The sequence below is a fragment of the Novosphingopyxis iocasae genome, assembly GCF_014334095.1.
In the GTDB taxonomy this organism is placed as follows: domain Bacteria; phylum Pseudomonadota; class Alphaproteobacteria; order Sphingomonadales; family Sphingomonadaceae; genus Novosphingopyxis; species Novosphingopyxis iocasae.
In genome coordinates this window covers 1,944,670-1,966,699 of the sequence record NZ_CP060495.1, presented here as the reverse complement: position 1 = coordinate 1,966,699, position 22,030 = coordinate 1,944,670, and the positions used below count along the sequence as shown (strand labels likewise).

At 65.2% G+C, this 22,030-nt stretch carries 24 protein-coding genes and 1 tRNA gene; 12 read left to right on the top strand and 13 right to left on the bottom strand.

What is annotated here, in order from left to right:
• Positions 1-24: 24 nt before the first annotated feature.
• Positions 25-1,152 carry an isoaspartyl peptidase/L-asparaginase family protein gene (locus H7X45_RS09365; protein WP_187334635.1) on the bottom strand — a complete coding sequence of 376 codons (1,128 nt, stop codon included), beginning with the start codon at positions 1,150-1,152 and terminating at the stop codon, positions 25-27.
• A 206-nt stretch (positions 1,153-1,358) separates the two neighbouring features.
• Here H7X45_RS09365 and H7X45_RS09360 point away from each other — a divergent pair, with 206 nt between their 5' ends.
• The gene (locus H7X45_RS09360) at positions 1,359-2,654 is read left to right on the top strand and encodes an OmpP1/FadL family transporter (RefSeq protein WP_187334634.1); all 1,296 of its coding nucleotides are present in this window, start codon (positions 1,359-1,361) and stop codon (positions 2,652-2,654) included.
• Between the two features lie 55 nt (positions 2,655-2,709).
• Here the strand turns inward: H7X45_RS09360 and H7X45_RS09355 are convergent, their stop codons facing one another.
• Positions 2,710-3,378, bottom strand: coding sequence for an SDR family oxidoreductase (locus H7X45_RS09355; RefSeq protein WP_187334633.1), 669 nt, complete (start codon positions 3,376-3,378; stop codon positions 2,710-2,712).
• Between the two features lie 102 nt (positions 3,379-3,480).
• On the opposite strand from H7X45_RS09355, the gene ispG reads away from it, so the two are divergent.
• The 3 genes from ispG (at position 3,481) to H7X45_RS09340 (ending at position 6,113) form a co-directional block, all read left to right on the top strand.
• Positions 3,481-4,623 (top strand): flavodoxin-dependent (E)-4-hydroxy-3-methylbut-2-enyl-diphosphate synthase, encoded by a 1,143-nt coding sequence (ispG, locus tag H7X45_RS09350; RefSeq protein WP_187334632.1) that lies wholly within the window; start codon positions 3,481-3,483, stop codon positions 4,621-4,623.
• Positions 4,620-5,108: a GNAT family N-acetyltransferase gene (locus tag H7X45_RS09345; protein ID WP_187334631.1), complete on the top strand. Its 489-nt coding sequence runs from the start codon at positions 4,620-4,622 to the stop codon at positions 5,106-5,108. Before ispG ends, H7X45_RS09345 begins: the two co-directional genes overlap by 4 nt.
• A 96-nt stretch (positions 5,109-5,204) precedes the next feature.
• On the top strand, positions 5,205-6,113 hold the full coding sequence (locus tag H7X45_RS09340; protein ID WP_187334630.1) for a histone deacetylase family protein: 909 nt from the start codon (positions 5,205-5,207) through the stop codon (positions 6,111-6,113).
• Here H7X45_RS09340 and H7X45_RS09335 read toward each other — a convergent pair.
• Positions 6,104-6,628 (bottom strand): hypothetical protein, encoded by a 525-nt coding sequence (locus tag H7X45_RS09335; RefSeq protein WP_187334629.1) that lies wholly within the window; start codon positions 6,626-6,628, stop codon positions 6,104-6,106. The genes H7X45_RS09340 and H7X45_RS09335 overlap by 10 nt on opposite strands.
• Positions 6,629-6,791: 163 nt before the next feature.
• Here H7X45_RS09335 and H7X45_RS09330 point away from each other — a divergent pair, with 163 nt between their 5' ends.
• Positions 6,792-7,688: a DMT family transporter gene (locus H7X45_RS09330; protein ID WP_187334628.1), complete on the top strand. Its 897-nt coding sequence runs from the start codon at positions 6,792-6,794 to the stop codon at positions 7,686-7,688.
• An 8-nt stretch (positions 7,689-7,696) separates the two neighbouring features.
• On the opposite strand, the gene H7X45_RS09325 is transcribed toward H7X45_RS09330, so the two are convergent.
• The gene (locus H7X45_RS09325) at positions 7,697-8,236 is read right to left on the bottom strand and encodes a GNAT family N-acetyltransferase (protein ID WP_187334627.1); all 540 of its coding nucleotides are present in this window, start codon (positions 8,234-8,236) and stop codon (positions 7,697-7,699) included.
• A gap of 108 nt (positions 8,237-8,344) precedes the next feature.
• Positions 8,345-8,770 (bottom strand): glycine zipper 2TM domain-containing protein, encoded by a 426-nt coding sequence (locus H7X45_RS09320; RefSeq protein WP_187334626.1) that lies wholly within the window; start codon positions 8,768-8,770, stop codon positions 8,345-8,347.
• A 226-nt stretch (positions 8,771-8,996) separates the two neighbouring features.
• Between H7X45_RS09320 and H7X45_RS09315 the strand changes: the two genes are divergently transcribed.
• Both H7X45_RS09315 and rarD read left to right on the top strand, forming a co-directional pair.
• On the top strand, positions 8,997-9,212 hold the full coding sequence (locus tag H7X45_RS09315; RefSeq protein ID WP_187334625.1) for a hypothetical protein: 216 nt from the start codon (positions 8,997-8,999) through the stop codon (positions 9,210-9,212).
• A 13-nt stretch (positions 9,213-9,225) separates the two neighbouring features.
• Positions 9,226-10,167, top strand: coding sequence for an EamA family transporter RarD (gene rarD, locus H7X45_RS09310; RefSeq protein ID WP_187334624.1), 942 nt, complete (start codon positions 9,226-9,228; stop codon positions 10,165-10,167).
• Between the two features lie 24 nt (positions 10,168-10,191).
• Here rarD and pyrC read toward each other — a convergent pair whose 3' ends face one another.
• Positions 10,192-11,226: a dihydroorotase gene (gene pyrC / locus H7X45_RS09305; protein WP_187334623.1), complete on the bottom strand. Its 1,035-nt coding sequence runs from the start codon at positions 11,224-11,226 to the stop codon at positions 10,192-10,194.
• 115 nt (positions 11,227-11,341) lie between these two features.
• On the opposite strand from pyrC, the gene ygfZ reads away from it, so the two are divergent.
• The gene (ygfZ, locus tag H7X45_RS09300; protein ID WP_187334622.1) at positions 11,342-12,130 is read left to right on the top strand and encodes a CAF17-like 4Fe-4S cluster assembly/insertion protein YgfZ; all 789 of its coding nucleotides are present in this window, start codon (positions 11,342-11,344) and stop codon (positions 12,128-12,130) included.
• A gap of 72 nt (positions 12,131-12,202) precedes the next feature.
• A tRNA-Val gene (locus tag H7X45_RS09295) sits at positions 12,203-12,277 on the top strand.
• Between the two features lie 65 nt (positions 12,278-12,342).
• Here the strand turns inward: H7X45_RS09295 and H7X45_RS09290 are convergent.
• Genes H7X45_RS09290 through H7X45_RS09280 form a run of 3 tightly spaced genes read right to left on the bottom strand, consistent with a single transcriptional unit; the run spans position 12,343 to position 14,887 of the window.
• Positions 12,343-12,939 (bottom strand): hypothetical protein, encoded by a 597-nt coding sequence (locus H7X45_RS09290; RefSeq protein ID WP_187334621.1) that lies wholly within the window; start codon positions 12,937-12,939, stop codon positions 12,343-12,345.
• Complete coding sequence (locus tag H7X45_RS09285; RefSeq protein WP_187337082.1) at positions 12,936-14,132, bottom strand: M48 family metallopeptidase; 1,197 nt, start codon at positions 14,130-14,132, stop codon at positions 12,936-12,938. Before H7X45_RS09285 ends, H7X45_RS09290 begins: the two co-directional genes overlap by 4 nt.
• Complete coding sequence (locus H7X45_RS09280) at positions 14,132-14,887, bottom strand: hypothetical protein (protein ID WP_187334620.1); 756 nt, start codon at positions 14,885-14,887, stop codon at positions 14,132-14,134. Before H7X45_RS09280 ends, H7X45_RS09285 begins: the two co-directional genes overlap by 1 nt.
• 278 nt (positions 14,888-15,165) lie before the next feature.
• Between H7X45_RS09280 and H7X45_RS09275 the strand changes: the two genes are divergently transcribed.
• Positions 15,166-15,951, top strand: a complete 786-nt coding sequence (locus H7X45_RS09275; RefSeq protein ID WP_214645483.1) for a sugar transferase — start codon at positions 15,166-15,168, stop codon at positions 15,949-15,951.
• A 30-nt stretch (positions 15,952-15,981) separates the two neighbouring features.
• Here the strand turns inward: H7X45_RS09275 and H7X45_RS09270 are convergent, their stop codons facing one another.
• Genes H7X45_RS09270 through H7X45_RS09255 form a run of 4 tightly spaced genes read right to left on the bottom strand, consistent with a single transcriptional unit; the run spans position 15,982 to position 20,064 of the window.
• A complete protein-coding gene (locus tag H7X45_RS09270; protein WP_187334619.1) occupies positions 15,982-16,737 on the bottom strand; it encodes a hypothetical protein in 756 nt (251 codons plus the stop codon).
• Entirely contained in the window at positions 16,734-17,879 is a 1,146-nt protein-coding gene (locus H7X45_RS09265) for a glycosyltransferase (RefSeq protein WP_187334618.1), read from the bottom strand. Before H7X45_RS09265 ends, H7X45_RS09270 begins: the two co-directional genes overlap by 4 nt.
• On the bottom strand, positions 17,876-19,072 hold the full coding sequence (locus H7X45_RS09260; RefSeq protein ID WP_187334617.1) for a polysaccharide deacetylase family protein: 1,197 nt from the start codon (positions 19,070-19,072) through the stop codon (positions 17,876-17,878). The genes H7X45_RS09265 and H7X45_RS09260 overlap by 4 nt, the downstream gene beginning before the upstream one ends.
• The gene (locus H7X45_RS09255) at positions 19,069-20,064 is read right to left on the bottom strand and encodes a GNAT family N-acetyltransferase (RefSeq protein ID WP_187334616.1); all 996 of its coding nucleotides are present in this window, start codon (positions 20,062-20,064) and stop codon (positions 19,069-19,071) included. Before H7X45_RS09255 ends, H7X45_RS09260 begins: the two co-directional genes overlap by 4 nt.
• Before the next feature lie 193 nt (positions 20,065-20,257).
• On the opposite strand from H7X45_RS09255, the gene H7X45_RS09250 reads away from it, so the two are divergent.
• The gene (locus tag H7X45_RS09250; protein WP_187334615.1) at positions 20,258-21,301 is read left to right on the top strand and encodes a lipid II:glycine glycyltransferase FemX; all 1,044 of its coding nucleotides are present in this window, start codon (positions 20,258-20,260) and stop codon (positions 21,299-21,301) included.
• Complete coding sequence (locus H7X45_RS09245; RefSeq protein WP_187334614.1) at positions 21,298-21,999, top strand: GNAT family N-acetyltransferase; 702 nt, start codon at positions 21,298-21,300, stop codon at positions 21,997-21,999. The genes H7X45_RS09250 and H7X45_RS09245 overlap by 4 nt, the downstream gene beginning before the upstream one ends.
• The last annotated feature ends 31 nt before the right edge of the window (positions 22,000-22,030 follow it).

Sequence of the window (22,030 nt, the reverse complement as noted above, 5' to 3'; positions counted from 1 at the left end):
TTATGGCAAGGGAAAGACGGCGTCCTACTCCTCGTCGCCATAGATCGCGACCATCGGCTCGGCGTCCGCAGCCGCCTTGCCGCGGTACATGCCAGGCGTGTTGAAGCTCCAGCCCTGATTGCCCCAGGGGGTGACGTAAATCACACCGCCGGTGCCGCCCAGATCGCCCAACTCGTCGATCACGCCGGCGACGATGTCCTGCACCTCGCCGTCCGACAGCGAAACCTCGTCCGGCGTCACCACGCGCGGCGGCGCGCCGTCCGGCCCCAGCGGCAGCGCAGCCTGTTCCTCGGCAGCTTTGTCGATCGCAGCGAATCGCAACCGCGCGCAGATTTCATGCGCGACGCCCAGGCGGATGAAATATTCGCCCGCACCGGTGGCGGAAATCGCGCAGGAGCGATCGTCGGCATAGGTGCCAGCGCCGATCACCGGTGCATCGCCGATCCGGCCCCAGCGCTTGCCGGTCAGTCCGCCGGTCGAGGTGGCCGCGGCGACATGGCCGGCCTGATCCAGTGCGACGGCACCCACCGTGCCGTACTTATGATCGATATCGAGCTGCGACATGGTTCTACCCGCCGCCTCTGCCGCCTTCAGCTGATCGAGCTGCCGCCGCCGTTCGGGGGTGGCGAAATAGCCGGGGTCGACTTGCTCCAGCCCGTTCTCGCGCGAGAATTGGTCGGCGCCTTCGCGGCTCAGGAACACGAATTCACTATCCTCCAGCACCTTTCGCGCCAGCAGCACCGGGTTCTTGGTACGGGTGACGCCAGTCACGGCGCCGGCGTCCAGCGTCTGACCGTCCATGATCGCGGCGTCCATTTCGTTCGCGCCGTCCCAAGTGAAAACCGCGCCGCGGCCCGCATTGAAGTTCGGATCGTCCTCCAGCACCGTGATGGTCGCCGTGATCGCATCCATTGCGGCGCCGCCGTCGGCCAGTACCTTCGATCCAGCGGCGAGCGCCCGGTTCAGCGCCGCGCGGATTTCCGCGTCCTTTTCGGGCGAAAGCTTGTCGCGCTCGATCACCCCGGCTCCGCCATGGATGGTAAGCGCCCATTCCGGCGCCTGCTGCGCCCCCATGCCGCCGTCCTGCGCCTGCACCGCAGAGCCTAGGCCCAGTGCCAAAGCCGCCGCCCACATCATCGTCGATCGTTTCATTCGAACCCCCTTTGTCGGGCGTGCACCCTATGGCGGTGTCCGGTCGCGCGCAATCGCCCCGGCCATGACGGGATCGGGTGCGGCGAAGGCGAAATCTGATGCGCCGATGTCACAGCTGCACCGGAATCGGTTTTTCGCAGGAGCTTTGCGCGCAATCGGCGATTAGGGGGCAGGCCGCTACCCAAACCAACCAGGACCATCCAAACATGTCCCTTCGTTACAAAATGCTCGCTTTCACCTTGCTGCTCGGCAGCGCCGCCCCGGCCATGGCCGGCGGCTTTTATCTGCAGGAACAGTCTGCGCGCGAGTTGGGCCGCGCTTTCTCGGGCGAGGCCGCATCGGCCGACAACGCCTCCACCGTTTACTACAACCCGGCCGGCATGACCGAGCTGGAGGGCATCAACTTCCAGCTGGGCGGCGAGCTGCTTCTGGTGAACTCCCGCCAGGAAAATCGCGGCACCACCCGCACCGTTCCCGGCGTCCCGGTGTCGATCCCCGTGCCCGGCGGCGACGGCGGAAACCCCTTCTCCCAGCCGATCGTCGTGCCGCAGGCTTATGCCACCGCGCAGATCACCGATCGGCTGTGGGCGGGTCTGGGCGTTTCCAGTCCCTTCGGCGTGGTCGTGGACTATGATGACGATTTCTTCGGCCGCTACGACTCGCTGCGTTCCGACGTGTTCACGGTGAATGTGCAGCCCAGCCTTGCCTACAAGATCAACGACAACCTCTCGATCGGTGCAGGCGTCGATGTGCAATATATCGATGTGGAGCTGACCAACGCGCTGCCCAATCTCAACCCGGCAAGCGGCGACGGCTTCCTGCGGGTGCAGGGCGACGATGTGTCGGTCGGCTGGAATGTCGGCGCGCAGCTGGAAGTCGAAAAGGTACGGCTCGGCGCGCATTACCGTTCGCGCATGAAGCACAATCTGGAAGGCACGTTCGATCTGTCCGGTCTGGTCGGTCCGCTGGCGGGCCAGAACGGTTCGACCACCGCCACCGCGCCGCTAACCTTGCCGGATATCGCCACTGTCAGCGCGATGTTCGGTGTCGATAGCGCCACGCGGGTCTACGGCAGCTGGAACTGGTACAACTGGTCCACTTTCGATGCGATCACCGTCTTTCCCGAAGGCCGCCCGGCGCAGTCCAGCCCACAGAATTACGAGGACAGCTGGTCGATGGCTCTGGGTGCGGAGCATGACTTCACGGATCGCCTGACGCTGCGCGCGGGCACGATGTATGATGCAACGCCGGTTCCCGATGCGTTTCTCAGCACCCGCGTTCCCGATGGCGACCGCACCTGGGCAACGGTTGGCGCGACTTATCGTCTGAATGATCGGTTCGACATCGACTTCAGCTATGCCCATGTCTTCGTGGCATCGGCGACGCTGAACCGGTCGGACAATTTCTACGAGGGCACGCCTGCGCAGATCAACACCACGCTGCGGTCCACCAATCGCGGCGATGTGGATCAGTTCGGGTTGGCGCTGAACGCCCGCTTCTAATTGAACATGCGCCCGCCGCTCTCTTCATCATCAGAGAGCGGCGGGCGCAAACGACTTACCATTCGATCGTCGCGCCATCATAAGCGACGAAGCGGCCAGTGTTGGACAGATCGGTCTCCGCAATCCGATCGCGCAGACCGTCTACGCTGGTCTTCGTATCGATCTGTGCATTATCGCCGCCCATATCGGTTTTCACCCAGCCGGGGTGCAGCATGACGATGGCGATGCCGTCATCCTTCCAATCGATCGACAGGCTTTTCCAGGCCGCATTCACCGCTGCCTTGCTGCTGCGATAGGGGATCGATCCGCCACCGCCATTGTCGCCGATGGATCCCATGCGGCTGGTCACCACCGCCATGACCTTCTTCTCCGATGCGGCGACATTCGGCTTCAACTTCTCGGCGAGCAGGGTTGGCGCGACGACGACGTTGATTTCCAGCACATCCATCCAGCCGTCCCGCTCCGGCGTTCGGGGGCCGTAGACGCCGGCACTGTTCAGGAACACGTCGATGGGCCGGTCGCCAATCCCGTCGATAAAGGCGGCGACGCTATCAGGCTTGGCCACGTCCAGCTCCATCGCCGTCACATTGTCCATGCCGTCCAGTTCCTTGAGGTCGCTGTCCGAACGGGCGGTGGCGATCACGTCCCAGCCGTCTGCGGCATATTGCTGCACAAGTTCGGCGCCGATGCCGCGGCTGCCGCCGGTGATGAGGATGGTGGGCATGGGAGAGTTCCTTTGCGTAAGGGGAAGGGGCAAGGCACCACTCGCAACTGTAAGATCGAGCGGCTATATGGGGGAAACCACCGAGCATCGAGGCCCGTTCCCATGACCGCCGACAATCCTTCCCTTCGCCCCTGGCGCGACATCGAACGCCGCAAGAGCCGGCAGATCATGGTGGGCGATGTGCCCGTGGGCGGCGACGCGCCCATCACCGTGCAGACGATGACGAACACGCCGACCGAGGACGCGAAGGCGACGATCGACCAGATCCGCCGCTGCGAGGAAGCGGGCGTGGACATCATCCGCGTTTCCTGCCCGGACGAAGCGTCCACCGCCGCGCTGAAGCAGATCGTGCGCGCGGCGCGGGTGCCGATCGTCGCGGACATCCACTTTCACTACAAACGCGCGCTGGAAGCGGCCGATGCAGGCGCGGCCTGCCTGCGTATTAACCCCGGCAATATCGGGTCCGAAGCGCGCGTGAAGGAAGTGGTGGATGCGGCCAAGGCTAACAATTGCGCCATTCGCATCGGCGTGAACGCCGGTTCGCTGGAGCGCGATCTTCTGGAAAAATATGGCGAGCCCTGCCCGGAAGCGCTCGTGGAAAGCGCGCTCGATCATATCAAGTCGCTGCAGGATCAGGATTTCCACGAATATAAGGTTGCGGTCAAAGCCTCCGACGTGTTCCTGGCGGTCGCCGCCTATATGCAGCTGGCCGACGCCGTCGATTGCCCATTGCACCTCGGCATTACCGAGGCGGGCGGGCTTATCGGCGGCACGGTGAAATCCGCGCTCGGCATCGGCAATCTGCTCTGGGCCGGTATCGGCGATACGCTGCGCGTGTCGCTCTCTGCCGAGCCGGAGGAAGAGGTGCGCGTCGGCTATGAAATTCTGAAGACGCTGGGCCTGCGCACGCGCGGCGTTCGGATCGTTTCCTGCCCTAGCTGCGCGCGCCAAGGCTTCGACGTCATCCGCACGGTGCAGGCGCTGGAAGACCGGCTGCGGCACATCAACACGCCGCTCTCGCTCTCCGTTCTTGGCTGCGTCGTCAACGGGCCTGGCGAGGCGCGTGAGACCGACATCGGCCTGACGGGCGGCGGCAAGGGCAAACATATGGTATATCTGAGCGGTGTGACCGACCATCATGTGGCGGACGGCGACATGCTCGATCACATCGTCTCGCTGGTCGAGGCCAAGGCGGCCGAGATCGAGGCGGCGAACGCGGACGCCCAACCGGTGCCCGCGGAATGAGCCTTTCGATCCGCAGCGCCACTCGGAACGACGTTTCCACCATCCAGCGTTTCGTCGAGGAACTGGCCGCGTTCGAGAAAGCACCGGCGGGCGCGGTGAAGGCGACGTCGGAGCGGCTGCACGACGCGCTGTTCGGCGAGCATGCGGTCGCTGAGGCGCTGATCGCGGAGTGGGAGGGCGAGCCTGCGGCCTTCGCGCTGTTCTTCCACAATTTCTCGACCTGGGAGGGCCGCAAGGGCCTCTATCTGGAGGACCTCTATGTCGGCGAGGCGAAGCGTGGCCACGGCATCGGTAGCGCGCTGCTGAAGCGGCTGGCGGAAATCGCGGTCGAGCGCGATTGCGCGCGCTTTGAATGGGTGGTGCTCGATTGGAATGAGAGCGCGATCCGCGTCTACGAACATATCGGCGCGAAGATGCAGCCCGAATGGCGCGTCATGCGCATGGAAGGCGATGCGCTGACGGGGTTTGCGGGCACCGCCCGATAAAGGGTTCGGTTGCTCGCTTATACTCGGATCGGTTGATCCGTTGTCCCCAATCGCCACATTCTCCCGATGCTGCACGTGGTCCACCATCGCGATTACATGGCGCCGCCGCCGGAGCGCGGCACGTTCAAGTTCGACAAATATCAGCTCGTCATGATCTGCCTGCGCGAAAGCGGGGCAGCGATGACCGAGCATGCGCCGCCGCCCATGCCGCGCGATTGGCTCGCGGCGGTTCACGATCCCGATTATGTCGACAGCGTGCTGGCCGCCGATGTACCGCGCGAGAAGGAACGGCGCATCGGCTTTCCGGTGACGCCGCATATCGCGCAGCGCGTACAGCATACCAATGGCGGCACCTGGCGCGCCGCGCATCTTGCCATGGAGCACGGCTTTGCCGCGAACAGCGCGGGCGGCAGCCATCATTCGCTGCATGATACCGGCGCGGGCTACTGCGTGTTCAACGATCTCGCCGTGTCTGCCAACCGGCTGATCGCGCAGGGCGATGCGGCGCGTATCCTGATAGTCGATTGCGACGTGCATCAGGGCGACGGCACCGCCTCGCTCACCGCGGGGCGCGACGACATCGTCACCTTCTCGATGCATGCCGAGAAGAATTTCCCGACGCGTAAGGCGCGGTCCGATCTCGATATCGGCCTGCCCGACGGCACCGGGGACGAAGCCTATCTGGAAGCGCTGTCCACGCATCTGCCGCGCCTGCTGGACGAGGTGCGACCCGATCTGGTGCTTTATCAGGCGGGGGTAGATCCGCATGGGGAGGACAAGCTCGGGCGGCTGGCGCTCACCGATGCCGGGCTGGAACGGCGGGACCGGTTCGTAATCGGAGAGGTGCGCCGCCGCGGTCTGCCGATCGCGAGCGCCATGGGCGGCGGCTACGGGCAGGACCAGCGCGCCGTCGCGCAGCGTCACGCCAATGCGATGCTGGCGATGGCCGATGAAAATGCGAAGTTCGCGCCGCCGCCCGAGCAGCGGGCTGCGCTTCAGAAGTAGATATCGACATAGTCGGTCAGCCCGTCGCAGGCGACCATGTCCTGCAGCCGCCAATATTTGCGGTCCTGCGTCACGAGAAATTCCATCGGCCCGCTCCGCACGCAATCGCGGCCCGGATCCGGCGCGTCCGCGATGCGGATCGTACCGTCAAACGTGAAGCGGTCCTTCTTGATCGCGGTCACCTTCCCGTCGATGCTGAGCGTGCCGGGACGCTCATCGTTGCCCTGCTGGAGCCCTTTCAGCATCACCACATCATCCGGCTGCGTCACCTCCAGTTCTCCGCGCTTCTGCCAGCCGATCCATTGGAGCGTGATGCCGCTATTGTTCCGCAACCGGTCGAGCGCTTCCTCGCTCGCCACCACGGTGCCATTGGTCTGCTCCATATCGAGCGCGCCCGCGGGCGAATCCGCACGCACTTTCTGCTGCACCTCATAAGGCGATTTTGGCCCGGCAATGTCCTGCGAGGCGCAGGCGGCAAGCGGCAACAGGGCGAAAAGGGTGATGGTGCGCATCATGCGGCGGGTCTCCGAATCGGTAAGGCTCTGCCAAACCGACGCGCCGGGGGCGTGGGGAGTTCCGAATTGCTTCCTTCCCGACCCCTCCCGTTTGAGCTCAGGGCGAACGGATCGAGCAGCATTGCTGTAGACACACCCCGTCCGCCAACCGATAGCGCCCATCATGGCCGAGCGTCCGATCCTGCCCTTTCTCGCCGCCTGCCTTGGTATCGGCTGCTTCTCGCTGATGGACGCGCTGATGAAGCAGCTGGTGCTGACCATCGGAGTATACGACGCGATGCTATGGCGCTCGCTCGCCGCGCTGGCGATGCTGTTGCCGCTATACCTAATCCTGCGCCGCCGACAGCGGCCCACGCGCGCGGCGATGCGGCTGCATCTGCGCCGCTCGCTCGTCCTCCTGCCCATGGCACTCAGTTTCTTTTGGGCGCTGGGGCGCCTGCCTCTGGCGGAGGCGATCGCGCTCAGCTTCATCGCGCCGGTGATAGCGCTGTACCTAGCGGCGTTGCTGTTGGGCGAGACGATCGGGCGCAGCGCGATCATCGCATCCGCACTGGGCCTTCTGGGCGTGGCGGTGATCGTCGGCGGACGGCTGAGCGGAGATTATAACGCGGACGCGCTGCTGGGCGCGGGGGCGGTGCTCTTTTCGGCCTGCCTGTTCGCCTACAACCTCATCCTCGCCCGGCGGCAGGCGCAGATTGCGGGGCCGATGGAGATCGCGTTCGTGATGGGCGCGCTGATCGCGGGCTATTATGCACTCGCCGCGCCATGGCTCGCCTCCGTTCCGGATGCACCGGCTTGGCCCGCGATCCTGGGCGCGGCGGCGCTATCCTCGGTGTCCCTCCTGCTGCTCAGCTGGGCCTATGCGCGGGCCGAGGCGCAGGTACTGATCCCGGTGGAATATACCGCGTTTCTGTGGGCGAGCCTGTTCGGCTGGCTGTTCTTCGCCGAAGCGCCCGGCTGGCCCGTGCTGGCGGGCGCGGTGCTGATCGTTACCGGCAGCCTCATCGCTGCGCGGGCGAAGCCGAAGCTGGTGCAGACGGTGGAGATCGACGCGGTCTGAGGCGGCGCCTAGTTTTTGCGCGTGCGCCACTCCTCGCGGGTCTGACCCCAGCTCTGCACCTCTTTGTCGCCAAAGGGCGCGGGCATGCGCGTCGGGCCTTCGAGGCGCGATCCGAGCCTTTCGGCAAGCTTGATCGAAGCCGCGTTTTTCGGCGCGATGACATGGTGCACCGCGTCCCAGCCGAGCACGTCGAAGGCGTAATCGATCGCCGCCACCGCGGCCTCGCGCGCATAACCCTTGCCCGCGAAATCGCGCGCGACGCCCCAGCCCACCTCGTCGACCGGCCAGTCTGCGGGGCGCCAGGGGCCCGCGCGGCCGATCCAGCGGCCGGTGGCGCGCTCGATCAGGGAGAACATGCCAAAGCCATTGATATGCCAGCTGCCCGCCATACAGCACCAGGCGCGCCAGACCTCGGAACGCGGCTTCACGCCGCCCAGATGTTCCATCGTCTCGGGCTCGGAATAGAAGCCGACCACCGCCTCGAAATCCTCCGCTGCGGGCGGGCGCAGGATCAGCCGCTGGGTAACGAGCAGGGGACCGTTCAACATGGGCAGCGCCTTTCGTGGGAAAGGACCAGCCATAGACCGGATTGCAGGCGCGAAAAAGGGCGCCCCCAATATGGGAGCGCCCTCTCGCGTGACGTCAGGTTATTTGGTTTAGCGGCAGCGCAAGCCCCCGCGGTCGATCTGACGACCCAGAAGGCCGCCGCCCACTGCGCCGATAATCGCGCCTATGGTGCGGTTCTGCCTGCCCGCGACTTCGGAGCCGGCAATCGCGCCCAGCGCGCCGCCGATGACGAGACCTGCGGTGCCGTCCGCACGGCGGCAGCGATAACGGCCATCGTCGCCGCGCCAGATGCGATCGTTGCGGCTCAGCTGACGCTCATAGGCGCGGTCCTGCTGGGCGTAATAACGGCGCTGTTCGCGGGCGCGCTCGCGCTGCCACTTGCGATGCTTCTTGTAGTGGCCGAGATGGCGGCCCTGATCGGCATGCAGTGCGGCACCCTGGGTAACCGGGCCCAGATCGGGCGCGGGGACGGCCATGGTCAGCGCAGCGGCTGCGGCAAGAATTGCAGTTTTCATCCTCTATCTCCTTGCTGGGGCCGTCCGGGTGAGGCGACCATTTCTTGTCAGAACAGTTCATGTTTACCCGCGGTTTCCTGAACATTTGACGACAAGCCCAGGCGTTCCGGGCCATCGACGAAATGCCGCAGGGATGAACGGCGGCTTTCACCCGCGTCTGCGGAAGCGTCCGACTCGCCCCCAGAAACCGCTTGCCAGCTTCGATACGGATCGGCAGTGCTGGGGCATGGGAAACATCATCGCATGGGCCATCGGCATCGTCTCGGCGGTCATCGCCATCCCCTCGGTCCTGCCGATCGTGGGCTGGCTGCTGGCGCTGATCCTGCTGCCGCTGCCGCTCATCGGTATCGTCATCGGCACCTTTTCGCGCCGCAAGAGCGGGCGGAACTTCTGCATCCTGGTATTCGTGCTCTGCTTCCTTAGGCTGCTGATCACTTTCTGAGCGGCCCCGCGGTATGAGCGACGATCCACCCGCCGCCCCGGTAGAGGCGGCCCGCGCCGATGTGCCGCCGACCGAGCAGGGCAATGGCCTTATTCAAGGGCTTGGCGCCTATGTGATTTGGGGCTTCATGCCCGTGTTTTTCAAACAGTTGACCACGGTGCCCGCGGTGGAGGTGGTGGCGCACCGCGTCATCTGGTCGGTGCCGCTGCTGCTGGCGATCCTTGCCTTCCGCAAGCAGCTTGCCGTCTTCTGGGGCGTGCTGAAGACGCCCAAGACGCGCTGGCTGATGCTGCTGTCCAGCTCGCTGATCGCGGCCAACTGGCTGATCTACGTCTTTGCCGTCTTCTCCGATCACATTCTGGCGGCGAGCCTCGGCTATTATCTCACACCGTTGCTCAATGTCCTGCTCGGCTATTTCTTCCTGAAGGAGGGGATGACGAAGGCCACTGCGGTCTCGGTCGTTCTGGCCTTCATTGGCGTGGCCATTCTGGCTGCCGGCGCGCTGGAGACCCTGTGGGTCAGCCTGGCGCTGGCAGTCAGCTTCGGCAGCTACGGCCTGGTGCGCAAGCTCGCGCCGGTCGGATCGATGCCGGGCCTTGCGGCGGAAACGGTGATCCTGTCTCCGGTGGCGCTGGGCGCGGTGGTCTGGTTCTGGCTCTATGGCGGGGCGGGCGGTTTCGGGAGCTCGCTGCGGACCGATCTGTTCCTCATCGCGGGCGGCGCGGTCACCGCCTTTCCGTTGTTGCTGTTCGCGGGCGCGGCGCGGCGCATGCGGCTCACCACTTTGGGCTTCATCAGCTATATCGGGCCGACCATCCAGTTCGCGCTCGGCGTGTTCCTCTATGACGAGCCGCTCACCACACCGCGCCTTGCCTGCTTCGCGCTGATCTGGGCGGCGCTCGTCATCTTCTCGGTCGACAGCTTTCGCCGGGCGCGGCGCGGGTTAGCGATCTAGGGCTGGCGATCTGAGCCAGCCGGTTCAGTCCAGCCGCCACTCCAGCGTTTCGCCCGCCAGGAACGGCACCAGCTCGCCCTCCAGCTGATCCGGCACGCTCTGTGCCTCGCGGCGAAGCGTCACCGTGCCCTCGTTCAGCGGCAGTCCGTAGAAGCGGGGGCCGTTTTCGCTGGCGAACGCTTCCAGCTTGTCCAGCGCGCCATCCTCATCGAACACGCGCGCATAGCTTTCCAGTGCATAAGGCGCGTTGAAAATTCCTGCGCAGCCGCAGGCGCTTTCCTTCGCATGGCGGGCATGCGGCGCGCTGTCGGTGCCAAGGAAGAATTTCGCCGATCCGGAGGTGGCCGCCGCGCGCACCGCTGCCCGGTGCCGCTCGCGCTTGGCCACCGGCAGGCAATAAGCGTGCGGGTTTATGCCGCCCTTGAACAGGGCGTTGCGGTTGATGATGCAGTGATGCGGCGTGATCGTCGCCGCCACCCTATCGCCCGCGCTTTCCACGAACTGCACGGCGTCCGCGCTGGTGATATGTTCCAGCACGATCTTCAGCGCCGGAAAATCGCGCGTCAGCGGCGCCAATATCCGATCGATAAACACCGCCTCGCGGTCGAAGATATCGACATCGCCATCGGTTACCTCGCCATGGATGCACAGCACCATGCCGATGCGCTCCATCCGCTCCAGCACGGGGCGGATGTTCGCGATATCGGTGACGCCTGCCGCGCTGTTGGTGGTGGCGCCGGCCGGATACAGCTTGGCCGCGGTGAACACGCCTTTCGCGTGCCCGCGCTCGATCTCGTCCGGCGCGATCTCGTCGGTCAGATAGGCGGTCATCAACGGCTCGAAATCGGCACCCTCGGGCAGCGCCAGGCGGATGCGGTTGCGATAGCTCTCCGCCGCGGCCACGCTGGTGATGGGCGGTGAGAGGTTCGGCATCACGATCGCGCGGCCGAACTGGCGCGCGGTGTAAGGCACCACCGCCTGCAGCATGTCCCCGTCGCGCAGATGCAGGTGCCAGTCGTCCGGGCGGCGGATGGTGAGGAAATTTTTGCTATCAGCCATTCTGGTTCCGTAAGCCTTACGCCTATCGAAGGACGTTTCTCGCCGGAGAGCCGTGCTTCGACAAGCTCGGCACTCACGGGTTTGTTTCAAGGTCGAGCGTGCCTACCTAAGGCCCATGGCTTCCCCAAGACTTTTCGACCGCTTGCTCATCCGCGTTTCCGCCACCGACGGACAGGAGGATGTACGCGGCTTCCTGCAGGGGCTCGTCACCAACGACACGCGGCGGCTGGAGCCCGATGCCGCAGACGGCCCGATATGGGCAGCATTGCTCACCGCGCAGGGCAAGGTGCTGTTCGATTTCCTGCTCTGGGCGGACGGCGACGATGTGCTGATCGATTGTGAGGCAGCCCATGCAGACGGCCTGATCCGCCGCCTCTCGATCTACCGCCTCCGGCGCAAGATCGCGTTCGAACGGGACGAGGACCGGGGCGTATTCTGGAGCGCCGATGGCGGCGAAGGCAGCCCCGATCCGCGCCTTCCCGAACTCGGCCGCCGCTGGATCGCGCCGATCGCCGATGACGATGCGGACGTCTCCGCCGGTTTCCGCGCCCACCGGCTGGCGTGTGGCGTAACGGAGGGCGAGGCAGAGTTGGGCCAGGAAGCCACCTTATGGCTCGAATGCAACGCGATCGAACTGAACGGCGTCGCCTTCGACAAGGGCTGCTATGTCGGGCAGGAAAACACCGCGCGCATGAATTGGCGGCAGAAGGTCAACCGACGACTGGCCGTGGTGCCGCTGGATCAGGCGGACGAGAAGCGCCAGCGCATCGCCTATCCGGAACTCGGTTACTCGGTGGAGCATCGCCGCGTCGAGGATATGGAAGCGCTCGATCTGCCGGATTGGCAGCGCGCCGGCATCGAGGCGATGGACCCCAAGGTCGCCGACGGCGCACCGCTTTCCTGAGCGGCGCTTCAACCACGCGCTTGCAATCCCGCGCGCTCTCTGGCATTGGCGCGCCCTTCGGATCGCCGATCCGGGCGCGTAGCTCAGTGGTAGAGCACACCCTTCACACGGGTGGGGTCGCAAGTTCAATCCTTGCCGCGCCCACCATTTCGGCAATCGTGAGCGATCCGGGGGATTGCTCCAGCCGATAATCCTACCGAAATTACCGTAGCTTAAAGCTTAGCGCTGTCCATGATGGCGCGGGCGTCTTCGATCGAGCGATCGAAATAATGCAGACGCGGCGCATCGAAGGTGGCCATATAAAGCTGGCCGTCCACGATCGCGGCTCGTGCTTCTCCCTTGCGGGTGAGCCCGTCATCATCGGTATATTCATAGGTGCACCGCACGCCGTCTTTCCGCAGGAACGGGGCCGGCTCGGCCGAGAGCAACTGAAAGGTGCCAAGCGTCTTGTACGTCCGATAGGTCCCTTCGAGCAGCTCGGGCACTTCGATAAGGAGTGTGCTTTTCTTAAACTTGGGTAGGGGATCGCGCTTCTTGCTGCGCTCTTTCACCAGAGGCTGGCCCGGTTTGATGCCGCCGTAGAAGGTAAGGTCGTCCAGCTGCTCGCCATTCAGCGTCCAGCTTTCAGCAAATTTGCCCGGCGATCCGCTCAGCCTGTTCCAGTCGCGCGCGGGCGTCACCGTCATCGCCGAATTGGCTACGGTCACGCTCGCGCCCTTTTCGCGCAGCTTGTGCGCCGAAAGGGGCGCGGCGGCGAGCAGCAGCGCGGTGGCTGCGAGGGTCCATTTGGCGGGCAGGGAAGGGGTCATGATCCGGTGTCCTGGGGCAGCATGAGCGCGATCATCTTCGCGTCGGAGGCGTCGGGCTTCAGGTTGAGATACTCTTTCAGCGCCGTCATGCCTTCCTCGCGCCGCCCGGTTTTGAACAGGGCAAGGCCGAGGCCGCGATGCGCCTCCGCCAGGGAAGGATCGAGCGCGATGGCCCGGGCGTAGAAATCTGCGGCGTTTACGAAATCGCGCTGCGCGCCGCGCAGGCGATACAGTTCGCCGCGGGAAAACCAGAGCGGAGCGGACCAGCCGCCGCTTTCGGCCATGTTCTCGATCAGGAAATCGCTGGCACCGAAATCGTTCAGCTTGATCTGATCGTCCAGGAATTGCGGCATGAAGGGTGCCAGCGCTTCGCGGTAGCGCAACGCGCCGTCGTCCCGCGCGGCGCCGTCGGGCACCGCCAGCGCCGCGAGATTGTCGGCGCGCTCCGCTTCGGGCGGGTGCGAGGCGAAAAAGGCAATGGCCTTGAAATTCGGTTTTTTGAGGCCGCGCGACCGCGCCGAGGATTCAGCTTCGGTCATGACGGTCTTCCAAACCTCTGAGGCGGCCTGCGGTCTGAGCCGTCCCTGATTCAGATAGCTCACGCCCAGCCGGTCCGCCTCGCGCTCCTGATCGCGGCCGTGGCGAAAGATTTGGCCGTAGACCGCCATCTCCAGGCTCCGCTGGCTGCTCGCCGCGCCATAGCTGGGGGCCATGCTGACGAGCAGCGACGTCCAGGCGAGAAGATCCGTCCCGCTGCGTGCCCGGCGGAACCCTGCGAGCGAGTGGCGCCGTTCGAAATGGCCGAACTCATGCCCCAGCACCGCGCCCAGCTCCGCTTCGCTGCGCACCCGCAGGAACAGGCCGCTGAACACGCGCATGGTGCCGTTGGGCGACATGCTGGCGTTGAAGGTCGGCTCGCGCAAGATATAGACGCGCACGGCGTTGCACCGATCCGGGCCGACCGTGTCGCACAGCACGCCTTTGACATAGCTGTTGAGCGCCGCATCGCGAATAACGAGCGGGGAGGCGGCAAGGGCACGCTCGCTTTCGTCATCCTCCCGCCAGAAACCGATCTCATCCACCCCTTGCGGCTGGTAGACGCCCTCATAGGGCGGCGGCAGGGGGCTCTCCTCAGCGGATAGCGGCTGGGCGATGGCAAGCGCGCCCAGCACGCCACCAAGCCATGGGCGCATCACGCGGCCGGTTCCTCGGCAGCGATGCTGCTGCCCGGAAAATCCTCCAGCAGCTGGCGCACGCGCTTATCGGAGCCGTCTTCCTTTCGCACATCGCCGCCCATCGCGCCGTCGGCGTTCAGCCAGAGAAGATCGCCGGTCTTCAGATCGACCAGGCCGGCATAGCCCCGATGCTCGCCCGATTTCACGGCGACGCCGGGGCCGAGCAGCGCCAGCACCTGCAGCACCTTGCGCCCTGTGGAGCCATAGGCATCGCGGTTCCAGATGAAGAGGCCGTAATCGGCATCCTTCGCGCCGGGAAGGTCGGCCACGCCGCTGCCGAGCGACCAGTCGAACACGTCCTCTTTGTTGTCTTTCTTCTTCGTGGGCAGGCGGTTGCCGACGAAGAACTGATATTCGATCACCGCCTGAGACACCGCGGCAAACAGCGCCAAATGTTCCTGCAGGTTCTGCGCATCCTCGCCATAGGCTTCGGGCGCCGCGATCACCTGATTGCCGAGCTGCGCCTGGAGCCGCGCGAGCGATGCTTCGATGTTACGCCGCGCGGCTTCGGTCCATTCGCCATTGGGTTCGAACATTCCGGCGGTGGATTGGCCGCCAACGCTGACGGCGGGGCGGAAGACGAGGATCTTCTTGCCCTCGCCGGGCGCCAGTTCGAACCCTTGCCTGGTTGCCGAGCGCTCCTGCGCCATGGCGGGCACGCTGAGCGACAGCGCAAGACAGATCGCCAAGGCTATGCGACGTATGAACATCATCTTTTTCGATTTCCCCCCAATGCTGTCCCCCCAGACAGCAGAGCGCAAATATCTATCGCTTCGCCGCCCCTTGGCAATAGTAATATGCGAGCGGCAACTGTCTGGCGGGCAAAAGCTGTCAACAGGGGATGTTAACGTGGGGGCGCGCGGTTGTCGCATTACGGGGCAGGGCAAAAGCGGTCTCCGCCGCGCCCTTCTCTAAAGACATTTTTAATCATATGTGAAGCCGCGACGAGGGTCGGCAGCGTAGTCGCTCCAGTCAGAAGCGGGGCAGTGTCATGCACAGATTTGGTCACGGAATCGGCCTGGAAATTCAAGAACTGGAGAGCGTAGCTGCCGGCAAACCGGCGGTTACGACGGCTCGGCCCCAGGCGGAGCGCCGGCAGGATTGGCAACGCCGCGTGCGCTTCGAATGCGACATGCGCGGCGTTCCGCTGCCTCTGGAATATCGGCAGGCTTTCTATGCGCGCCGTGTGAAGCCGATGGTCGAGCGATTTGTGGCTGCTATGCTGCTGGTGCTTCTGGCTCCGGTCTTCCTGGCTGCGGCGATTGCGATCCGGCTGGACGGCAAGGGCCCCATCTTCTTCCGCCAGAACCGCACGGGCTATCTCGGCCGCCCGTTTCGGCTGGTGAAGTTTCGCACCATGGTGCCTGAAGCGGAGGCGCTGAAGGCATCGCTTCGCGCCCAAAATCATCATGCAGCCGACTCGCCCGATTTCAAACTTATCGAAGATCCGCGCATCACCCGCGTCGGCAAGTTTCTGCGCAAGACCAGCATCGATGAACTGCCGAACCTGATCAACGTACTGCGCGGGGAGATGGCGCTGGTCGGTCCGCGGCCGACCTCCTTCGATGTCGGTACCTACAAGATGCACCATCTGCCGCGCCTGGCCGCGCGCCCCGGCATCACCGGGCTGTGGCAGGTTTCGGGCCGTGCGAATGTGGATTTCGACGAGCGGACCGAGCTGGATGTGGACTATATCCGCTCCATGTCCTTCGCCAACGATACGCGTCTGATGTTCCGCACAGTCGGCGCGGTGCGGCGCGGAGACGGCGCGCACTGAAGCGCATATCGGCGGGGGAAACGCGCGGCTCTAACGCAGCGTCCGCGCGCTGAAATTGTCGAAAAGGGCTGCTGCAGGCACGTCGTTGCTCGTCGCCGTGATGCCGAGCTGGATGCGGTCGATCCCCGCATCGCGGCGCGGCAGCAGCGTGCGTCCGCTTGCCTCCAGCACCGGCCGCCCATCCAACAGCACCCGCGCGCCGCCGCGATCATCGGGTGCCAGGTCGACCACCGCTTCGATCCGGTGCCAGCGGCCCTGCTCCAATTGCGGTGCGGCGTCATCGGTCCAGGCATGTTCAATGCCGATCTTGGCGCGGTCGATCCGCAGTCGCCCGCGGCGCAGATAAAGGCGAATGCCGGGATTGCCACGCATGCCGCAGTCCGCGCATTCCAGATCGAGCAGATGAACCGAATTCAGCGGTCTGCCGCGCGGGATCATGACATCGAATGCGATCGCGAGTTTCTGGCCGTCGCCGATCCGCGGGAAGCGCGCCACCAGCGCCGCCTTCGGGACGCGGCCCGTGCGCGGCCCTGCCTCTGCCAGCAGCACGCCGCCGCGCGCGCGCGGATCGGGCACCACAGACAGGTGCCCCTCCACCTCCTGCCGGAAATACCATATCGCGCCGGGGCAATCGCCGGTGCACAGGCCTTCATCGAAATTATCGGAGAGAGCGAGCGGGCGCGGGCGTTCGGCGGCCTCAGCGGTCCAGCCGGACATATCAGGCTCGGGCGAGGAACAGCCGGCTATGGCGCAAGCGAGCAGAGGGAGGGCGGCTCTTAGGATCATGAGAGGCTCTTTTGCGGGGTCCATTGCGCATAACGCGTGCCCCAGCAGAACAGCGCCACGCCCGCGATCAGTCCGGTCAGATGCAGGCCGAGCAAATAGGGCACGCGCAAGATTTTCGGCAGGCGACGTTCGGCGAACCAGCCGATGAAGCCGAGCGCTGCGGCGGCTAGGATGGCGAGGCTGGCGAGCGTCCAGAACGCGCTGCCCGTGAGCGCGAGCGCGAAGGCGCACAAAGCCAGCGGCAGGACGAGCACGGGCGCGAAGCGGCGGGCGAATTTGTGGAAGAACAGGCCGAGCGCATAGCCGCCGGTGCGCGCGGGGTTCATCAGCCCGCGCCGCCGCCAGAGCGCGGTGAGGCCGCGCACGGTAATGCGAACGCGCCGCCGCATGGTTTTCCTGCCGCCCGCAATCGGCTGCTCGATCGCCACAGCATGACGTGCAAAGGCGATGCGCTTGCCCGCGGCAACGGCGGCGGTGCTAATGTGGAAATCGTCGGTGCCGTCGGGCGGGACATGCGGCATAAGCTCGCGGCGGATGGCGAGCAGGCCGCCATCGGCGGAAACGCAGCCGAACAACCGGTCCTCGGCTTCGCGCAGGCCGCTTTCATAGGCGCGGTAGAGCCGGTCGAACCGCCCGCCGCCGGCGCCTTTCGCGCTTTCGACCTCGCCCGCGACCGCACCGACGCGCGGATCGTCGAACGGCGCGATCAAGGCGTTAAGGCTGCCGGGTGCGAGCAGCGGATCGGCATCGCTCAGCACCAGGATGTCGCCCTCCACGCGCGCGCTGAGCGCGTTCAGCGCCGCCGCCTTTCCGCCGCGCGGCAGGCGCAGCACATGCACGCCGAACCCTTCGGCAATGGCGGCGGTAGCATCGCTCGATCCGTCGTCGGCCACCCAGATCGCCGCTTTGCGGGGCCAGCGCGCGGTTTCGGCGAGCACGCTTTCCAGCTTCGCGCCCAGATGTGCGGCCTCATTATAGGCGCAGATCAGGACTGCGATATCGGGTACATGGGCCGGGGCAGTGCCGGCATGGTGCCAAGGCCTTGCCGGAGCGAAGCGGGAAAGCGCCAGCACCGCGAGCGGATAGCCCGCAAAGGTGATCGCAATCAGCGCAATCAGCGTCCAGGCCAAACCCTCGATCACGCGAATGGTTTGCCGAAACGCCTGCGCCAGGCGAAGACCAGCTTGCGGCACAGGTTCATCGGCGCGATGAGCGCGTAATAATAATGATTGCCTTGGGCGAGGCGCACCGCGGCGCGGAAATGCAGCCGCTCGGCGGCCAGCCAGCGGAATCCCAGCGCGCGGTCTCCCATGTGCAGGCGGGAGATGACGTCCGCCGGCTCATCCGCGCGGTTGCGGCCCTTGCCCCCGGTGGTGGCCGCGAAACCAAGCTCGCGTGCGATGCGGCGGCCCTCGGCCCCGACCTTGTTTTCCGGCCAACAGAAGATGCGCGGCATCTTGCCTAGCCGCTGCGCGAACACCGTCTGGCATAGCGTCAGCTGTTCGCGCAGGCGCTCTTCCAGTTCGGATACGTCCTCGCGCCGTCCGTTCACCCAGCCGCGCACAGCCAGCGCGAGGCCCGATTCAGGGACAGGCGATCCGATCGGCACGGCGGGCGGGGCGTCGCTGCGATACCAGTCATGTTTGGGGCCGTTCGTGCCGTGCCATTGCAGCCAGGCATGTTTGCGCCAGTTCGCCTCGGTCAGCCGGTCGATGGCGCGCTCGCTCACCGGAATGCGGGCATGGTCCACACCGTGCGGCTCGATCTCCAGCCCGCGGACCTTTTGCATCGCCGCGATCTCGGCCCAGTTCATATAGCCGGAGACGTCGCGCGCATCAGGGGCGGTGCGGATGAGCGCGCCCGGCTCGACGAAATCGAGCGAAACGAAGAAGCTAGCAGGAATGCCGTGGCGCTCCAGGATCGGCGCGGCGTAGAGCCAATTGTCGAGATAGCCGTCGTCGAAATGCAGCACGATCTCGTCGCCGCGCGGTTGTTCTCCAGCGGCGCGCATGCGCACCAGCTCATCGGTCGTGATCGCCAGAAGCCCCGGCGCACCGATCATGCTGCAATGCGCGGCGAAGGTTTCGGGCGAAACGGCGGTTTCCTGCGACCAGGGGAGCCAGCCCGGATCTGGGCTGACCGAATGATAGGTGAGCACGGCAACGCCCGGCGGCCCGATCATCGCCTTATGCATCAGGATCAGCGCTGCGGCCACTCCGGCCAGCCACCACAGCGCAGCGCCGCCCGCGCTCGCCGCCCACAGACAGCCGAGCGCGGCCAGCAGCGCGAGGATTCCGGCACCGAAGCGCCGCTTTCGTTCCTGCTTGCGCGTCACCGTGCCCGCCTCAGCCGTGCTTTCAGTCCGCTCAGTCGCTGCCGCGCGGTGTGGCAGGCATAGAGCAACGTTCCGCGCGGACCGGGACGGTACAGGCGAACCCGCCAAAGATCTTCCCGCAAATCCCCGAAGCGCGCCTTGTTCTCGCTGATATGCGCGCTGTTGCCGAGCATATCGATCAGCCGGATATCCGGTTCCGCGCACGCCCAGCATATCGTCCGTAGCGCCAGCCAACTGCCCGGCTGCAATGCGGCATATTCCTCATCATATCCCACCTTGGCGCTGAGGAGACGGCCCTGAAGCAGGACATCATATTCGAAGGCGACAAGCTGCGCACCGTCATGAATCGTGATGATGCGCAACGCGCCCTCTCGCTCCGCGGCGCGCGCGAGTTCGGTGTAGAACACAAGATCGGCGCGGTTCTGGCTGATGGCCGTGCCGCCGCGGCCCTTCCAGCCCTTCGCCTCCAGTGCGAAAATCGCTTCGAGCAGCGCGTCGTCCGCACGGGCGTGGACGGTGAAGCTTGCGGCAATCGCACCGGGCATGCCGCGATCGAGCGCGCGGAGCCGCTTGCGGCGTTTGGTGGGGCGGCCCGCGAGCCATTCCTCATAGGGCCGCGACGTATCGGTCAGCGCGCGCGAGGCATGGCGTCGCTCCAGCCGGTGAAAATCCTTCACCTTCCGCAACAAGGCAAGCGCACGCGAATGCTCCGACAGATAATCGAGCGAAACCATCGCCGTTGCCGGATCGGCGAAGAGCGCCTGCGCCAGCGCATCGGCATCGCTGACGCCGGGTTCCACATCCAGATAGCTTGATTGCAGGTTCGTCTGTGTTTGCAGACGGGCCGCGCCCTTGGCGCCGTGGAGCGGTAGGCCGGCTACAGGAGCCCGCGCCTTCGCCTCATCGCAATAGGCCATGCGCCACGCATCCATCCACCAGTCCGGCGCACGCGACGCGGCCAGCTCGGGCGACTGTTGGAGCGTTGTGGACAAGGCATGCTTCTCCGAGGACGGAATTTAAATGATCCTAAGCACCTTTCCCTACCGAATTGTCAAAGTTTCGGTAGTAAAGCGCCTCAAACGGGGACAAGCGCCTGATTTTAAGGTGAACGCGCTTGGATGAGGGTGTCCCGCTGCCTTATCAAAAGCATGCCCTATATGTGCGTAGCAACCGAAGGAGTAACGGGTGACCGTTGCTGAAATCATCGATGAGTTTGATGGGGGGACGCGCCAGTCGTTCGCCGCCTTCGTGGATAGCTGCCCGTTCTGGTCCTATCAGCAGACGCCCGGCTGGCTGGCAGCGGTGCCCGCGCATCCGCGCCATCATTATCTGGCAGTAATCTGCCGCCGCGACGATGCCATCATCGGCAGCGCGGTTGTGCGCCGCTCCAAGCTGGCGGGCCCTTACTGGCTGGCAAGTTCCGCGCGCGGGCCGCTGGTACGCGATCCCGCCGATCTGGGTGAGGTGATTCGCGCGATCGGCGATGTCCTGCGCGATGCGGGGGCCGCCACGTGGCAGCTGGCACCGCGCGTGCGTGGCCGCGATCTTCCAGTGAAGGCGGAGGCGATGCGCGCCGCCGGAGCCACCCCGCTGCCCGCATCACAGCAATCGCTCCACGTCGCGACCGGTATCGTCTGGCTGGACAAGCCGGAGGACGACATTCTTGCAGGCTTCGGCCAGAGCGGACGGCGCAAGCTGAAGGCGGCCGCCAAGGCCGGGGTTCAGGTGCGTGCGGTGGAAAGCGAGGCCGATATCGCCGCTTTCCAGCGCGCGCTCGATATCTTTGATGCAAATCGCCCGGCTTATGAAATGTCGTCGACGCCGGATGCAAAGGCGCAGGCGGGGCTGATCGAGGAGCTTGGCGGGGCCATGCTGCTGGCCGAAAAGGACGGCGTGCTTCTGGGCGCGGCATCCTATGTCCATCAGGGCGGCGAGGCGATCTGGTTGACCCTGGCGAGCACCGATGCCGAACCGAAGATCCCCAGCAATTACCTCCTCCTGTGGGAAGCGATGCGGCGTGCGCGGGCATCGGGATGCGTGGGATATGATCTGGCCGGCGTGCCGATCGACGAGCCGTCCGATCCGGGCGAAAAGGGCCGGATGCAGTTCAAGAATGCGTTCCGCCCGCACCGGCGGGTAATGCTGCCGATGCACAGCATCGCGCTGAAGCCGGTGGCACACAGTCTGCTCTTTACATCGCGCCAGCTCGTCCGCTCGGTCCTGAAATGAGCGAGAACGGCGCCTTGCCCGAACGGAGCGGCCGGTTGCAGCATATGGCCGCCAATCTGCGCAAGCTGGGTCTGCGCGGTATGGCGGCAAAGGCAATTCGCGACCATGTTTTCCGGCAGGAGCTGTCGTTCATCCTGGCCCGCCGCACCGACGATCTGCCGCCTGCCGACGCAACGCCGGTGCCGGACGGCGTGAAGCTGGTCGAGCTGACGCGCGGTGATGCCGTTCCTCCCCTCAGCGGATGGCTGGCTCATCGATGTGCCGATTTCGCAGGCCTGCTGGAAGACGGACGAATTGGGATGTTCGCGCTGGCGGATGGACAGGCAATCGCCTGCATCTGGGCCTCTACCGAAGATTTTCATGATCCGAACAGCAGGCTGTTCGTCACGGTGCCCGAAGGCGAAGCCTATGCTTTCGGCATGATGGTAGACCATCAGCACCGTGACCGCAGCGTGGCTCGGCTGCTGGCGGCATTCGGTTTGCGCCAGATGAACGCGCGCGCTGTGACCCGTGTCTTCAACTATTGCGATATTGGCAATGAAACGAGCTACCGCGCACAGGCTGGCATCGGTTTCGAAGAGACCGGGGAGTTGATGGTGGAAACGCGGCTGTTCGGCCTCAATCTGCAATCGCGTCGGCGCTATCGCGGATCGCGCGTTCCGCCGGCGTGGAACCGGCCCCGCCTTCGCCGCGGATGAGCGAACCCGTTACAGCAGCGCCGCGCCCGTC

Excerpts from the sequence above, each read along its gene's own strand:
- rarD (WP_187334624.1), top strand. The coding sequence starts at position 9,226 with ATGAGCGACGATCCACCCGCCGCCCCGGTAGAGGCGGCCCGCGCCGAT.
- H7X45_RS09360 (WP_187334634.1), top strand. The coding sequence starts at position 1,359 with ATGTCCCTTCGTTACAAAATGCTCGCTTTCACCTTGCTGCTCGGCAGC.
- H7X45_RS09355 (WP_187334633.1), bottom strand. The coding sequence starts at position 3,378 with ATGCCCACCATCCTCATCACCGGCGGCAGCCGCGGCATCGGCGCCGAA.
- pyrC (WP_187334623.1), bottom strand. The coding sequence starts at position 11,226 with ATGGCTGATAGCAAAAATTTCCTCACCATCCGCCGCCCGGACGACTGG.
- H7X45_RS09325 (WP_187334627.1), bottom strand. The coding sequence starts at position 8,236 with ATGTTGAACGGTCCCCTGCTCGTTACCCAGCGGCTGATCCTGCGCCCG.
- H7X45_RS09340 (WP_187334630.1), top strand. The coding sequence starts at position 5,205 with ATGGCGCCGCCGCCGGAGCGCGGCACGTTCAAGTTCGACAAATATCAG.
- H7X45_RS09270 (WP_187334619.1), bottom strand. The coding sequence starts at position 16,737 with ATGATCCTAAGAGCCGCCCTCCCTCTGCTCGCTTGCGCCATAGCCGGC.
- H7X45_RS09245 (WP_187334614.1), top strand. The coding sequence starts at position 21,298 with ATGAGCGAGAACGGCGCCTTGCCCGAACGGAGCGGCCGGTTGCAGCAT.
- H7X45_RS09330 (WP_187334628.1), top strand. The coding sequence starts at position 6,792 with ATGGCCGAGCGTCCGATCCTGCCCTTTCTCGCCGCCTGCCTTGGTATC.
- H7X45_RS09275 (WP_214645483.1), top strand. The coding sequence starts at position 15,166 with ATGCACAGATTTGGTCACGGAATCGGCCTGGAAATTCAAGAACTGGAG.
- ispG (WP_187334632.1), top strand. The coding sequence starts at position 3,481 with ATGACCGCCGACAATCCTTCCCTTCGCCCCTGGCGCGACATCGAACGC.
- H7X45_RS09335 (WP_187334629.1), bottom strand. The coding sequence starts at position 6,628 with ATGATGCGCACCATCACCCTTTTCGCCCTGTTGCCGCTTGCCGCCTGC.
- H7X45_RS09290 (WP_187334621.1), bottom strand. The coding sequence starts at position 12,939 with ATGACCCCTTCCCTGCCCGCCAAATGGACCCTCGCAGCCACCGCGCTG.
- H7X45_RS09280 (WP_187334620.1), bottom strand. The coding sequence starts at position 14,887 with ATGATGTTCATACGTCGCATAGCCTTGGCGATCTGTCTTGCGCTGTCG.
- H7X45_RS09285 (WP_187337082.1), bottom strand. The coding sequence starts at position 14,132 with ATGCGCCCATGGCTTGGTGGCGTGCTGGGCGCGCTTGCCATCGCCCAG.
- H7X45_RS09345 (WP_187334631.1), top strand. The coding sequence starts at position 4,620 with ATGAGCCTTTCGATCCGCAGCGCCACTCGGAACGACGTTTCCACCATC.
- H7X45_RS09320 (WP_187334626.1), bottom strand. The coding sequence starts at position 8,770 with ATGAAAACTGCAATTCTTGCCGCAGCCGCTGCGCTGACCATGGCCGTC.
- ygfZ (WP_187334622.1), top strand. The coding sequence starts at position 11,342 with ATGGCTTCCCCAAGACTTTTCGACCGCTTGCTCATCCGCGTTTCCGCC.
- H7X45_RS09315 (WP_187334625.1), top strand. The coding sequence starts at position 8,997 with ATGGGAAACATCATCGCATGGGCCATCGGCATCGTCTCGGCGGTCATC.
- H7X45_RS09365 (WP_187334635.1), bottom strand. The coding sequence starts at position 1,152 with ATGAAACGATCGACGATGATGTGGGCGGCGGCTTTGGCACTGGGCCTA.